The sequence below is a fragment of the Planomicrobium sp. CPCC 101079 genome, from assembly GCF_007859275.1.
GTDB lineage: Bacteria > Bacillota > Bacilli > Bacillales_A > Planococcaceae > Planococcus.
This window is the reverse complement of record NZ_VOHC01000024.1, coordinates 82,515-96,838: the sequence shown is the minus strand read 5'-3', so window position 1 is coordinate 96,838 and position 14,324 is coordinate 82,515. Positions and strand designations below refer to the sequence as shown.

General features: G+C 48.1%; 14 protein-coding genes. All 14 read right to left on the bottom strand.

Annotated elements, in window-relative coordinates:
- Position 1: 1 nt before the first annotated feature.
- The 14 genes from FQV28_RS10800 to FQV28_RS10735 all read right to left on the bottom strand — a co-directional run bounded on the left by FQV28_RS10800 (position 2) and on the right by FQV28_RS10735 (position 14,323).
- Positions 2-853, bottom strand: coding sequence for a 3-hydroxybutyryl-CoA dehydrogenase (locus FQV28_RS10800; RefSeq protein WP_146496387.1), 852 nt, complete (start codon positions 851-853; stop codon positions 2-4).
- Positions 854-855: 2 nt separating this feature from the next.
- Positions 856-2,052: an acetyl-CoA C-acetyltransferase gene (locus tag FQV28_RS10795; RefSeq protein ID WP_146496385.1), complete on the bottom strand. Its 1,197-nt coding sequence runs from the start codon at positions 2,050-2,052 to the stop codon at positions 856-858.
- Positions 2,053-2,460: 408 nt separating this feature from the next.
- Positions 2,461-4,599 carry a (Fe-S)-binding protein gene (locus FQV28_RS10790; RefSeq protein WP_146496384.1) on the bottom strand — a complete coding sequence of 713 codons (2,139 nt, stop codon included), beginning with the start codon at positions 4,597-4,599 and terminating at the stop codon, positions 2,461-2,463.
- Between the two features lie 851 nt (positions 4,600-5,450).
- Complete coding sequence (locus FQV28_RS10785) at positions 5,451-6,122, bottom strand: alpha-ribazole-5-phosphate synthase (protein ID WP_370455130.1); 672 nt, start codon at positions 6,120-6,122, stop codon at positions 5,451-5,453.
- Positions 6,122-6,598: an ECF transporter S component gene (locus FQV28_RS10780; RefSeq protein ID WP_146496380.1), complete on the bottom strand. Its 477-nt coding sequence runs from the start codon at positions 6,596-6,598 to the stop codon at positions 6,122-6,124. The genes FQV28_RS10785 and FQV28_RS10780 overlap by 1 nt, the downstream gene beginning before the upstream one ends.
- On the bottom strand, positions 6,598-7,185 hold the full coding sequence (locus FQV28_RS10775; protein WP_146496378.1) for a cob(I)yrinic acid a,c-diamide adenosyltransferase: 588 nt from the start codon (positions 7,183-7,185) through the stop codon (positions 6,598-6,600). Before FQV28_RS10775 ends, FQV28_RS10780 begins: the two co-directional genes overlap by 1 nt.
- The gene (locus tag FQV28_RS10770) at positions 7,160-7,585 is read right to left on the bottom strand and encodes a bifunctional adenosylcobinamide kinase/adenosylcobinamide-phosphate guanylyltransferase (RefSeq protein ID WP_146496376.1); all 426 of its coding nucleotides are present in this window, start codon (positions 7,583-7,585) and stop codon (positions 7,160-7,162) included. The genes FQV28_RS10775 and FQV28_RS10770 overlap by 26 nt, the downstream gene beginning before the upstream one ends.
- Complete coding sequence (locus tag FQV28_RS10765) at positions 7,537-8,121, bottom strand: histidine phosphatase family protein (RefSeq protein ID WP_146496374.1); 585 nt, start codon at positions 8,119-8,121, stop codon at positions 7,537-7,539. The genes FQV28_RS10770 and FQV28_RS10765 overlap by 49 nt, the downstream gene beginning before the upstream one ends.
- On the bottom strand, positions 8,094-8,861 hold the full coding sequence (gene cobS, locus FQV28_RS10760) for an adenosylcobinamide-GDP ribazoletransferase (protein ID WP_146496372.1): 768 nt from the start codon (positions 8,859-8,861) through the stop codon (positions 8,094-8,096). Before cobS ends, FQV28_RS10765 begins: the two co-directional genes overlap by 28 nt.
- Entirely contained in the window at positions 8,858-10,420 is a 1,563-nt protein-coding gene (locus FQV28_RS10755) for a cobyric acid synthase (protein ID WP_255472919.1), read from the bottom strand. The genes cobS and FQV28_RS10755 overlap by 4 nt, the downstream gene beginning before the upstream one ends.
- Positions 10,317-10,865, bottom strand: coding sequence for a bifunctional adenosylcobinamide kinase/adenosylcobinamide-phosphate guanylyltransferase (locus tag FQV28_RS10750; RefSeq protein ID WP_146496368.1), 549 nt, complete (start codon positions 10,863-10,865; stop codon positions 10,317-10,319). Before FQV28_RS10750 ends, FQV28_RS10755 begins: the two co-directional genes overlap by 104 nt.
- The gene (locus FQV28_RS10745; RefSeq protein WP_146496366.1) at positions 10,847-11,926 is read right to left on the bottom strand and encodes a pyridoxal phosphate-dependent aminotransferase; all 1,080 of its coding nucleotides are present in this window, start codon (positions 11,924-11,926) and stop codon (positions 10,847-10,849) included. The genes FQV28_RS10750 and FQV28_RS10745 overlap by 19 nt, the downstream gene beginning before the upstream one ends.
- A complete protein-coding gene (gene cbiB / locus FQV28_RS10740) occupies positions 11,913-12,866 on the bottom strand; it encodes an adenosylcobinamide-phosphate synthase CbiB (protein WP_146496364.1) in 954 nt (317 codons plus the stop codon). Before cbiB ends, FQV28_RS10745 begins: the two co-directional genes overlap by 14 nt.
- Positions 12,863-14,323 (bottom strand): adenosylcobinamide amidohydrolase, encoded by a 1,461-nt coding sequence (locus FQV28_RS10735; RefSeq protein WP_146496362.1) that lies wholly within the window; start codon positions 14,321-14,323, stop codon positions 12,863-12,865. The genes cbiB and FQV28_RS10735 overlap by 4 nt, the downstream gene beginning before the upstream one ends.
- Between the last annotated feature and the right edge of the window lies 1 nt (position 14,324).

The window sequence follows — 14,324 nt, the reverse complement described above, 5'->3', positions numbered from 1 at the left end:
TTTAACTGTACTCATAGAATCCGCGTCCTGTTTTTTTGCCTAGCCATCCGGCTTTCACGTACTGGCGCAAAAGTGGGCTCGGCCGGTATTTGCTGTCCCCAAAGCCGTCATGCAGCACTTCCATGATATAGAGGCATGTATCCAAACCGATAAAATCAGCTAATTGCAGCGGCCCCATTGGGTGGTTCATGCCGAGGCGCATAATGTCGTCGATCGCTTCTTTTGTGGCGACCCCTTCTTGAAGCGTAAAAATCGCTTCGTTGATCATCGGCATTAAAATCCGATTGGAAACAAACCCTGGAAAGTCATTGCATTCGACAGGCGTTTTCGATAATTGAACGGTCATTTCTTCGACCGTTTTGTAAACTTCATTAGTCGTAGCAAGGCCCCGGATGATTTCAACCAATTTCATGACCGGTACCGGATTCATGAAATGCATGCCGATCACTTGTTCCGGGCGGTTGGTGGCTGCCGCGATTTCCGTAATTGGAAGAGACGATGTATTTGATGCCAAAATCGCATGTTTTGGGGCAACTTCATCGAGTGTTTTAAAAATGCTGTGTTTGATTTCCATATTTTCAACAGCGGCTTCGATGACAATGTCTGCATCAGAGGCGTCTTTCAGATCAAAGGAAGAAGAAATACGGCCTAAGATCGCCGCTTTCTCTTCTTCCGATATGCGCCCTTTTTCAACATTACGGGAGAGGTTTTTTGTAATCGTACCGATTCCCCGGTCATATGCCTCTTGTTTCATATCGTTCATTTTCACATTAAAGCCTGCTTGCGCACATACTTGCGCGATGCCGGAACCCATTTGGCCGGCGCCGATAACCATCACGTTCTGGATTGCCATAGTCAGTTTTCCTCCTGTTTTGGAACTTCGATCATGATAGCGTCGCCTTGTCCGCCGCCTGAACAGATAGCCGCGATGCCGACCCCGCCTCCGCGGCGTTTTAATTCATAAGCCAGGGTTAAGATAATGCGCGCGCCGCTTGCGCCGATTGGGTGGCCAAGTGCCACCGAGCCGCCGTTGACATTGACTTTTTCAGCATCCAGTTCTGCAATTTTCGAACTAGCAAGCGCCACTGCAGCGAACGCTTCATTGATTTCAAAAAGGTCAATGTCATCGAGTGATTTACCAGTCTTTTTAAGAAGTTCATTGATGACAATTCCTGGTGTTTCAGGGAAACGATGCGGTTCGATTGCAATTTCTGTGTGGGCTAAAATATGGGCAAGCGGCTGTTTGCCTTCTTTCTCTGCGCGCTCTTCACTCATTAAGACCAGCGCCACCGCTCCGTCGTTGATGCCAGGCGCGTTTCCGGCAGTAATTGTGCCGTCTTTGCCAAATGCCGGCTTTAGTTTCGCCAATGCTTCGATTGTTGAATTGGCGCGAGGCGCTTCATCAAAATCAACAGTGATCGGATCGCCTTTTCGCTGCGGAATTTCAATTGGTGCGATTTCTTCCGCAAACAATTCTTTTGCTTTGACTGCACGCTCGTGGGAACGGGCAGACCATTCATCTTGTGCTTCACGTGTCAGACCGAACGTTTCAGCTGTTGAATTGCCGTATGTCCCCATATGGACTTTGTCCGGATGGAAGGAACATGACAAACCATCATGGACCATGCCATCAATAACTTGAGCATCTCCCATCCGCATGCCCCAACGCCCTTTCGGCAAATAGTAAGGCGCGTTTGACATCGATTCCATACCGCCTGCTACGATAACTTCCTCATCACCCAAACGAATGATTTGATGTGCAAGTGTTATGCTTCGCATTCCTGAAGCACATACTTTATTGATTGTTTCCGATTTGACGTTATACGGAATTCCCGCTTTTTTTGCAGCTTGGCGCGAAGGAATCTGCCCTTGGCCTGCCTGCAAGACGTTCCCCATAATAACTTCCTGCACATCTTCCGGCTGGATTCCTGCACGGTTCATCGCTTCTTTGATCGCTACTGCCCCTAGTTCGCTTGCCGATAGCGTGCTTAAATTGCCGCCGAATTTCCCAAATGCTGTACGTGCCCCATCTAAAATTACTGTTTTTGCCATGATATTTTTTCCTCCCCTTTTTTGTAAACGGTTACATTTGTGCCGAAAAAAATATAGAGAAGTGCGGGAAAATCGCTTTAAGTAAACGCATCTCCCTGGAGTCGCCGCTGTTACTCTTTCTCCAGGCTGCTTCTCTTGATACTCTTGTGCTTCACTTCGCCAGCTTCACTTGACCCTTTGCTCCTGCATCGCTTCGCTGCTTCGTCGCAAAACATTGCCTCTGCATCGCTCCGCTAGCTTCGAGGCAAACCTATGATGCCGTACTCCGTAAGGCATCATAGGTTGACTGAACGCTCGCTCGGTTTTGTTGCAAAGGAAAAGGGAGCGTTAAACTCCCTTTCTTTTTTAGCTTATAACTGAATCTTAACCAATATTCTGGCTTTTTGCAATTTTTTATTTTGTGAAGTCTTATTGGACGATGGATGCTTCCAGTTCTGGCGTTTGTTTGCCGATGACTGCAAGTTCCAGAAGTTCTGCAACGTCGTAAGTGCCGACTGTCTCTTCCACTTCTTTCGCCTTTGTGCCATCTGACAGCATCGTCAAGCAGTATGGGCAGCCGGATGAAATGATTGTCGGGTTGACGACTAGCGCTTGCTCGGTTCGTGCTACGTTGATGCGGTGGCCTTTGTCTTCTTCCATCCACATCAGGCCGCCTCCGGCCCCACAGCACATCGCATCTTGGCGGCTTCGGACCATTTCCACCAACTCGACGCCTTCAATCGCTTTTAGGATTTCCCGAGGCGCATCATAAACGTCATTATAACGGCCGAGGTAACACGAATCGTGGAAGGTGATTTTTTCATTAACCGGGAATTGCGGCTTTAACTTGCCTTCCTGCAATAGCTCGAACAGCATTTCCGTATGGTGGTAAACTTCTGCACGGAAACCGAAGTCCGGATACTCGTTTTTGAAAATGTTGTAAGCGTGCGGATCAATCGTAACAATTTTCTTAATACCCGCTTTTTCGAATTCCTGGATGTTCGCTGTCGCAAGCTCTTGGAACAAAAATTCGTTCCCTAGGCGGCGCGGCGTATCTCCGGAGTTCTTTTCCTTGTTTCCTAGAATCGCGAATTTCACGCCTGCTTCGTTCATCAAGCGTGCAAAGGACACCGCAATTTTTTGTGAGCGGCTGTCGAATGAACCCATTGAGCCAACCCAGAATAGGAATTCAAATTCTTCGCCTGCTTTATTCATTTCTTTTACTGTCGGAATGCTGACATCAGGCGCTGCATCTCTCCAGCTTTCTTTTTCTTTGCGGTTAAGGCCCCATGGATTCCCCTGTTTTTCGATGTTTGTCATCGCGCGTTGTGCATCTTTGTCCATTTTCCCTTCAGTCATAACAAGGTAACGGCGAAGGTCGATGATTTTATCAACGTGTTCATTCATAACTGGGCATTGATCTTCACAGTTGCGGCAAGTTGTGCATGCCCAAATTTCTTCTTCTGTAATAACATCGCCGATCAGGCTTGGGCTGTAAAGTTCGTCGATTGATACGCCTTCAGCGCCAGCAGCCATCGCCAGCTGATTGCCTTTTGTATTGTTGAATGCCAGTGCAGGCACCCAAGGTTTTTGTTTCGTCATCACTGCACCAGTATTCGTTAAGTTATCACGCAGTTTCGTAATTAAATCCATCGGCGAAAGCATCTTGCCTGTGTTGGTAGCAGGGCACATATTCGTGCAGCGCCCGCATTCTACGCAAGCATAAAAGTCGATCATTTGAGCTTGGTTGAAATCGGTAATTTTGCCGACGCCAAATGATGGCATGGCGTCTTCATCTTCTTCATCTTCCAGTTCTTCAAAGTTGATCGGTTTCAAGCGGCCAACATGATCCACGCGGTGGAACCACGTATTGACCGGCCCAAAAATCAAATGCGCATGCTTTGATTGAGGCACGTAAACCAAGAATGTCAATAAGAACAATAAATGAGCCCACCACATGATGTAGAAGACTGCAGCCGCGGCAGTTGCCGGCATCCATGAAAATCCAGCAGCAATTGCAGATGCTACCGGTTCTGTCCAAGCTGCTGCATGATTGTGCCAAATCATCGCCATTCCGTTCCCGACAAGAACGGAAACCATCAGTCCGCCGATAAAAATCAAGACAAGACCTGATTTCCATCCGCGCTTTAAGCGGACAAGCTTTTCAATATAACGTCTATAGAACGCCCAAACCACAGCCACTAAAATCATCAAAGTCACAAGTTCCTGGAAGAACGTGAAAGCAGGATAAAGTGGACCAAGCGGCAAATGCGCTCCTGGAACCAATCCTTTGATGATAAAGTCGATGGCGCTCGCTTGTACCAATAAGAAGCCATAAAAGAACATAACGTGAATCGTTCCGCTCTTCTTATCTTTCAACAATTTCTTTTGGCCAAATACATTGACCATCACTTTGCGGAGACGTTCTTTGAAATTTTCTTCAAACTCCACTTTTTTGCCGAGTCTGATAAAGTCATACCTGGTCTTTAGCAGGTACAGGAACAAGTAAACGGCGTACGCAGTTATGCCCAGAAACAAGACCCAGTTTGCTATGAGCAATGGCTCCATGAAGATATCCCCCTTATGTGTGTATATTCAAAAAACTTTCGATCCGGCTTCCCTATAAACTCTAGCTAATTATAGATTATATGCCTAATCATAAAATATGAATGAGCATTCAGTCAATAGGAAAATTGAAAGGGTTTTCATTAATTCAAAAGCAATTTCTTCCGTTCGTCAAGTGAAAATTTGAAAAGCAGGACAATATCAGAAATTCTTAAGAAAAACGAAAAGTTTTCAAACAAAAAGAAATACCGCTCAATGCGGTGTTTCTTTTTTAGCTTGTTGAGAAAGTTAACGTTGTATGAGCGAGCATTCCATAACCGATAGTTCTCCAACCAGCTGCGAAGCTATTGGCCGAAGTTATTTTGGCCAATAGCTTTGCGACGAGCTTGCGCAGGAGCATATGTTTTAAATGCCGCGGGCGAGCGCCAAGCCTCCTCAGCCGCTTCGAAAACCTTGTGCTCCTGCATCGCTACGCTAGCTTCGTCGCAGGCAAGCAGTGGTCGAACGGCATTCGGCCACTGCTTTGCAACGAAGCGCAGCTGCAGGAGCAGTACGGTTTTCTCCGCCGCTTGGCTCCCTATTGGGAGAGCAGGAAACACCACCAGCGAATTCGCCCAAACAATCATGAGCCCAGAGCATCTCCAAAGCGAATGAAAAGAAGCGACATGCAGCGGAAGGCGGCGACTCCTGCGGGAATGGTGCGAGTCCTGAGATCCCGCAGGGAGCGCCAGCGAGCGAGGAGGCTTAGGCCGCACCCCGCGGAAAGCGTCCGCCTGGAGCGCAATGTGAAAAGAGCAACAAGAGTTTCTCGACAGCCTGAAAAAAGAAACACCGCTCAATGCGGTGTTTCTTTTTTAGCTATGGATGGGGTAAATATAACGTCCGAAATGTTCAGCCAACCGGTTCCGATTTCCCCCGCGAACACCAATAAGCACACATGTCGACGGGCCAGCCGATGCATTCATATTGATGCTGTGATCAGAATGTATTTCTTCACCGAGCAGCCGCTTTGCTTCGTAGCCGATTCCTTTTGAGCCTACGGGCCACAAGCGTTCAATCAATCTGCTCGCCCGAGCGTCGCTTAGTTTTTTTAAATCTGCAAGCTGATGTGTTTTCAATAGTACATCCTCGCCGGTAAGCGGTACGCCGTAAACAAACCACTCCAACGATTTTATAGACACATCCTCTTTTCGCTTACCTAGCATCGTTACGGCAATCCCGGATTGCAGCGTTTCGATGTTTGTTTCAGAACTGCCGCTAAACTGGACATTTTCAGTGCCAGTTTCTGCAAGCAATTCTTCAATTCCTTCAACATAGCGTTGCCACTGCTCTTCCCCGCTAAAGTTATGGATCAGCACGGCTTCAGGTTCGCTGTTTGCGGCCCATTGCTCAAGCAAGGCGACCCGCGCTGCGAACTTTGCCGTCACCGCGTCCGGCGCTTTTACAAAATCCATCGGTTTCTCACCGATTCCTCCAGAATTGTCCGATGTAATAACCCATTCGCCCAGCAGCAATTCATGGCGCATCACTTCACCCTCTCCCTTAGCCGGCTCGCCATAAACGGCATGGCGGCGGCCGCTCCTAAGGCATTCATTGCTGAAGCGATCAGCAGCCCTGGCACTGAAGTATAGAAAAATGCAGGCGACAACAAAAAATAGAATGGCAAAGCTGCAACAACACCGTTTCCAAAAACGAAAGCAATCCATTTTAAAACTTGGCGTCCACTCTTATGGAGTTTTGCAAACAACCAGAGGACCAATCCCATTTCAATGGCGATAAGTGCATGCATAGGGCCAAGCGGAAAGCCACCGTACAACGCCGAAGCCAAATGGCCAAGCGCAGCGACTGTTCCAGTGAGCGGTGCTGATAAAAACAATGCCGCAATGAGTGCCGGCATGGCATCGAGTGCAACTGACGCAATACCTACAGGAATTTTCAGCATGCCGCCAATGGCCGATAAGCTGATGAAGATTGCCGCCAAAGCAATATTTCTTGTGGTCATCAGTCTTTCTTTTTGGCGCGGCCGCCGTTTTTGAAAACTTTAGCGCTTCGGACATATTCATTATCAGGCACACCTGCCCGTGAATTGACCACACGCGCTGCCGCAAACAAATAATCGGACAGGCGGTTCAGATAGCGCTGAACCACAGGCGGAAATTCTTCTCCAGATTTCATCAAAGTGACCGTCTGGCGTTCCGCACGCCGCGTAACCGTCCGGGCAATGTGGAGTGTTGCTGCAGCAGGCGTTCCGCCCGGCAAGATAAAGCGTTCTAACAGCGGCGGTTCCTCCATCAATTCATCAATTCGTTTTTCAAGTATGGCGACTGGCTCTTCCGTCATTTTAAATTGCGGTTCTTTCCGCACATCAGCCAAATCACCGCCGCAATCAAACAATTCATTTTGAATAGCTTCCAAATCTGCAAGCAGGTCCGAATATTTCGCTGTATCCATTTCTGTCATCGCTTTGCCGATAAATGAATTCACTTCATCGATTGTGCCATACGCTTCGATTCGCGGTGCGTCCTTATCTGCGCGTGCTCCAATCAAACTTGTCTGCCCTTTATCACCGGTTTTTGTATAAATCTTCATCGTTATCCGCCCCTTTTAAAGTTTCTGGTATGCCGTACCATATCCGCGTCACACTTGCCGCTTCTTTGAACAAAAACTGATACAGCCGGCCGACAACATCCCGCTGCTGCCGCTCAATGGGTTCAAGTGGCACAATTCCGCGGTTGATGTCTGTTAAAATCCAGATTTGCCGATTGCTTTCATTCAACAGGATTGCATCTTTGGCGCTTTTCAAGATTTCCGCTTCGCTTTGTTCCGCTTCAAGCTGAGTCTTTACCCATTTCTCCACTCCCGCTATCACTGTACAAAGCGAGCTTCTTGCAGGCATCGCTGCTTCAAGCCAAAAAACTTCCTGGTTTCCCAGCAGTGCTTTCACGTACTCGCGTTTGCCATTAAAGGCACCTCCGAAAACGATGTGCATCGTGTTCCCTCCTCGAATGCTTGCCGGTTTTGCCATACAATTGTATAGAGGTGGCCATGGAGTACCGTTTGTTTCCAAAACGATTCCTGTTTTGCGCGTGCCAACAAATAGCGGATTGGTCCACCGTGAGTTACAATCATAAATTCTTCTTCATGTGGCAGCGCGCAGACGGCCCGTTCCACACGTTCGGCTACCTGATTTAAGCTTTCGCCTCCAGGTGGCTTGTACCGGAATGGATCATTAATCCAATTGCGGTATGCTTCCATGCTTTCAAGTTCTGCATAGGTTTTTTGCTCCCATTTGCCGAAATGGCATTCGCGCCAATTTGCATCTGGATGATAAAAAGCGGCCGGAAACAAAACTTCCGCCGTTTGCCGGCAGCGCTGCAAGTCGCTTCCCCAGACATTCTTTACTTCCGGAAAAGCTAGCGCTTCAAACGGCGCAACCGGTTCATCAGTCCAGCCGATATACTGCTTTGCCTGGTTTCCGACGGTCGGGGCATGCCGGATCAAATGAAGAACAAAAAGGCTATCCATAACAAAAGCTCCGTCCCTTCTATATAAGCTCCGAATAAGTCGCCGGTAACTCCGCCAAAGTTCTTCAAACACCACTTTCTGTAAACATAAAGCGAAACCAGGAGAAATGCAACCAGTCCAAAAGCCAGTTGCCAGCTTTCCCAATAACTTAATAAGATTAAGGCAATTGCCAAATAAACGACTGCCCCTAAAGCAATCTGCCCGCCATTTGTCCTCTGTTGAAAAAAAGCTGCGAGCCCAGTTTCTTTTGCACTTGTGGTTTTACTGAACAACACCATCAATCCGATTCGCGAAAAAACAGGTACCAATGCTATCGCGATTAGCGGCATTTGATCAATCATTTCTGCCAGAACCACAATTTTCCCGAAAATGAGCAGCATCATCGCCATCGCACCGAAAGCGCCAATTCGGGGGTCCCCCATTATTTCCAATCGCCGGTTCCGGTTCTGATATGAAAAATAAGCATCTCCCACATCCGCTACGCCATCCATATGCAGGCCGCCAGTCAAGAAAATGCCGATGACAGCAACAACGAAAGCGATGAATAATGGACTTAATTCCGTAGAATTTATCAGCAGCCAGACAGTAGCCGCCGTGACGCCTCCGAAAAGCAGCCCAAGTACCGGCAGCAACAAATACATAGACGTTACGTCATTCTTTTCCAGTGGCAATTCTTTTTTCACAGGTATGATGGAGAAAAACTGTAATGCGAGCAACCACCCAGTTCCCAGATGCTTCATCCTTTCCCCTCCATAATCCGCTCGACTTGTGCCCAATCGATATGCGCTTTTACATGGCCAGCAAAGCGGCTGTAGCGATCCGAGCACTCTTGAACCATGGGTTGGGATAAGTTTTTTTCTTGGCGGATGGGTGCTAAAAAGGCTTGCCTGGAATCAGCCGAGCCAAAAATCCCGTGAATATGTGTGCCGATCAACCGTTCCGTTTGAACACCCTCGGTTCCATCTTCAAACGAGACCAGTGCTTTCCCGCCATATTTGGACCTGCCCGTATGAATTTCATAGCCATCAACATTAAAAGTCTGCTCATTCATTTTGGCCGTTCCGCTGCGCCTTTTAACAAACTTCTCTTTCGTAAAGTGCGTAACCATTCCAGAAATCAGGCCAAGCCCTTTTTCGAATTCAGCTTTCGTTCCGTCAAAACCATCGGGATCGGATAAGCTATCGCCAAGCATTTGAAAGCCGCCGCACAGCCCAATAATTCGCGTCTTATTTTCAATTGATAAAAGCGTATCTTCAATTTTTTGTTCTTTCCAATAACGTAAATCCGCGATGGTGCTTTTGGTGCCCGGAAAAACCAAAATATCCGGTTTGCCGATGTCTTTTACAAATTCCACCCAGCGGACCGAAACATCCGGTTCATTCAAAAATGGTTCCAAGTCCGTAAAATTCGATAAGTAAGGATGCTTCAATACCGCCATGTCAATCGGCCGATTCCGATTGTCTCTTGATATTTCACGGACGCCCAATGAATCTTCCTGCTCGATTTCATGATTCCCCATGTAAGGGATCACCCCAAGGACCGGCAATTTGGTATACGCTTCCAAAAAGGCAATGCCGTCTTCAAACAGCCGGATATCTCCTCGAAATTTGTTGATCAATAGGCCTTTTACCCGCTCCGGATGCGGCATGAGGGCAAGCGTTCCGACTATCGAAGCAAAGACGCCGCCCCGTTCGATATCAGCAACTAAAATCACCGGGACGTCCGCGCGCTCTGCCACAGCCATGTTGACAATTTCCCGGTCATTTAAATTCACTTCCGCAGGGCTCCCTGCGCCTTCGATGACCAAGTGCGTATAGTTTTTCGATAGATTCACTAATGCCTGGTCTATCGCTGCCAATCCTTGTTCGTAAAAATTTGCCCGATATTCCATGCCACCCATTGTTTCGAGCTTTTTGCCAAACAAAACAATTTGCGACTTCATATCGCTTTCGGGTTTCAGCAAAATCGGATTCATATCCACCGTTGCAACTGTTCTCGCCGCTTCTGCTTGAACGCCCTGAGCCCTGCCGATTTCTTCGCCTAAAATGGTGACATACGAATTGTTCGACATGTTTTGGGATTTGAATGGTGCCACCTGAATTCCTTGATCGGACAGAATCCGGCAAAATGCAGTACAAATCAGGCTTTTTCCAACATCAGACGCCGTCCCTTGAATCATTACACCGCGCATTCCATCACTTCCTTCTGTAAACGGCTCCGTTTTCCATTTCAAAAGCTCGATCTGCCTCAATAACCAGCCATTGATGGATTTTCCCAAGCCATCTTTGGTAAGTTTCATCACGAATAAAATCGTCCAATACTTCATTCGATACAACAACCAAAAGCTGCGCCTGATTTAGTATTTCAGCTAATGTCTCCTGCAATTCCAGCCATTTTTGCTCCATACACCCTGGCTCTTCTGCACAAGGAGAATTTCGTTCCCATCCTTCATAAAGTTCATTTGCCAGCCAGGTTGTTACGCAATCCCAAAGTACAGCGTCCCCACTACGGATTTCCGGAAGTACTTGTTCCATATTCATAGGCTGCTCAATTGTCGTCCAGCCTTGGCCCGAGCGGTCATGTTGGTGTTGTCGAATGCGCGCTTCCATTTCTGCATCATGGGCTTGGCCGCTTGCGAGATACAGGCAACGGGCAGCGCCGGCAGTCATTAGCAGCTGTTCAGCGTATGCACTTTTCCCGCTCCTGACACCACCGCTGACAAAAATCATTTGTCCTCTAGCCATTTTACTATCGCCTCCCGGAGGTCCTTCATCTGAGCAGTGGATTTCATGCCGATGCGGAACCATCGTCCTTCCATCATACGAAACGATTTTGTATGGCGAAGCACAATCCCCGCTTTTAGCATATCTGAGAAAAATTGGTCGGATTGCTGTGGATCGGGCAATCGGAACGATAAAAAGTTCACCATGGAATCGGTCACCACGAAGCCTTTATCCTTCAAAAATATCATCATTAATTGCCGTTCTATCGCTGCTGAACGGACAATTCTGTCACGATATTCGTTTTCTCCAAAACAGCGGGCTCCAATTGAAGCTGAAAGCGCATTAACATTCCAATGGGCAGCCCCTCTTTTCAAGGCTTCTATAAGAGGCGGCGAGCTGATCACATAACCAAGCCGGAGCCCTGGGATTGCATACATTTTAGTCATTGAGCGTACAATAATGAGGTTCGGATGGCCATTCAATTCCGCCACAATCGAATTCCGTTCACCTATAAAATCAATAAACGCTTCATCGACGACCATTTCACAGCCAGCTTTTCGGCAAGCTTTTGCTAGTTCAAGTAAATCTTCCTTTGGCAGCAATCGCCCTGTCGGATTGTGAGGATTGCAAACGTATAACGCCGCACATCCTTCAACAACTTCCTTTGTTTTGGCTATATCGAGCCTCCATGCCGTTTCTGCTTTCAGCTCGACCTCGGTGATTTCTACATTTTCCGCTTCCAGGGTTTTGCGGTATTCCGAAAATGCGGGTTCAATCAGAGCTACCCGCTTTTCCCGATACCGCCTAGCTAGCCAAGTGAAAATCTCTGCCGCGCCGTTTCCTGCTGCGATTTGATCTGCCGAAATCCCGTGAAATTTGGCCGCTGCACCTCGAAACGGCTCCGCGTCGGGATCCGGATAGCGGCCGACAAGCTCCCTCAAATCTGGCCAAGTTTTTTCTAGAAATGCGGGAGGGCCGAATGGGTGGACGTTTTCGCTGAAATCATTTATTTGTGCCGGCGGTTCAATTTCCATTTGTTTGTATAACCGGAGTGGATTTGCTCCATGATCAGGCAAGTTCAAGTAGTAGCCCTCCTAATGCAAAAAGAATAAAAAACCAGAAAGTGGCCGTGTGCATATGTGAAATTGCCATTTGAATATGATGTGCCCCCAATTGAAAAACTGGTGTGCCCATGCGTGCCCGGTCCGATTCCACTCCTTTGTAGGTATTGATGCCGCCCAGCTCGATGCCCAACTGGACAGCTGTTGCCGCTTCCAACCAGCCGCTGTTCGGGCTTGGGTGTTTTTGGGCATCTCGCTTCCACTCCCCCAAACGCTCACGCATAGTTAAAGATCGCTCATTTTTGGTAGTGATCAAAATCAGGAACCCTGTAATGCGGCTTGGGATCCAATTCATCAGGTCGTCCAGGCGCGCAGATGCATAGCCGAATCGATGGAATTCGTCATTTTTATATCCGACCATTGAATCGCATGTATTTACCGCTTTATATAACCACAATCCTGGAGCTCCAAGAAAGAATGCCCAAAACAGCGGCGCAGTCACTCCGTCGCTCGTATTTTCGGATACGGTCTCCACCACGCCCCGGGTAATTTCGCTTTCGTTCAACTTGCCAGTATCCCGGCCGACAATCCACCCGAGTTTTTCACGTGCTGTTGCTAAATCTTTTGTGATCAACGGCCGGTATACTTCTTCCGCGGCATCGCGCAAACTTTTCTGCGCCAGCCCGGCAGCTATAAGCAGCGCTTCAATTGCTGCCCCGATCAGCCAGTGGATGGAATGGCCGATATAAACCAAAAAGAACGCACAAGCAAAGGCGCTTGCCGCCACAATCCCAGTCATCAAAAAACCGTTGCGGAATGCCTCAGATCCGCGGTTCCATTTTACGGTCAACTTGGAAATCAAGTTTCCAATCCACCGGACTGGATGCGGCCATGCTGGCGGATCGCCTATAATGCGGTCGAGCAATAAACCGGCGGCTATAGCTAAGAGGTGGGCCGTCATCTTTTTTTCGCCTCACGGTATAGTTGAATTGCTTCAACCGTGCATTCAAATACGCCGGCACCGATTAATTTTCCAAGCTCCGTGATGGGACCCGCATATGGCAAATGCTCGCCTTGCTGAGTCGCAGCAACCAAGCAGCTGTCAGTTGATGTGCCCGTCGCTATCGTGTCCGTCAGTGGATCCAGCACCCCCTCATGATGGAGTGCTTTTGATTTCGCTTCAGTTGCTGTAATCATCGATTGGATGAACGCTTCATCCGACAACTCCCCATTAATGAAAATCCACGTATTGATGGTCCCGACTTTTACTGCACGGTCAAGCGCTTTTGAGACATCAACTGCGTTGCCGACTCCAGCGGTCACTGCAATGACGACTGAGCCGAATGGTCCTTGATATTCTTTGATGATCACATCTTCGGTTCGGACTGCCGTCATCATCCCCACTGTATCAGTCGCTTTAAACCCTTGACTTTCAATGAACCGTGCCATTTCCCGAGTACTGTCATCGCATTCATATGTGTTGTCGACATGGCGGTTCATGAAAGTCCGGTACCAGCCCGCCCCTGCATTGATAACCGCGGATGACACTGTTTTTAACGGAATTGGGCTTTGGTACAGGACGTAATCGGCAGAAACCGCAAAATCTCCCGCTGCTATCCGGGTGTGGGCAGCCGTCCGATTGACCCCTGGAAGCAAGGTGATTTGCGGCTTTGGCAATTCGGGATGGGGATGGTTGCTGACCCTCGTTCGGTAGACAGCTTCGATGTCTTGTTCACGGACCACTTCATGCGGTTCGCCCATGCGTTTGATATGCCCCCCATCAAGCAACAGCAATTGATCACAATACATTGATGCTAAGTTGATATCATGGAAAATGGAAACCACCGTTAATTCTTTTTCAATCGCTTGTTTCTTTATAGTATCGAGCAATTCTTTTTGGTGGTTGATATCCAAATGATTTGTTGGTTCATCCAGCAGAAGAATCGAAGCATTCTGCGCAAGCGCCTGGGCAACAAAAACCCGCTGCTGTTCTCCCCCCGACATCCGGTCAATCAGCGTATTTTCATATTGCTGAATGTTCATCAGTTCCATAGCTTCTACTACAGCCGCCTCGTCCTCTTCTGACCAAGACGCGAACCAGCCGCTTTGGTGCGGATATCGGCCGAGTGAAACCGTTTCCCTTACTGTATGTTCAAAAGCATGTGCATGAAGCTGCGGCAGCACAGCCATTTTCCTTGCTAATTCTTTAGCGGAAAACACTGAGATGGGCCGCCCATCTACTTCTACTGTTCCACTGGCAGCAGGCAAGACGCCGCTGATCAATTTCATCAACGTCGACTTTCCGCTGCCGTTCGGTCCTAAAATCCCGAGCACATTCCCTTTTTCCACATGGAATGAGACATCGCTGACAATCTTCTTATCGCCATACCCGCCAGTTAAGCCAGTTATCCGAAGCATA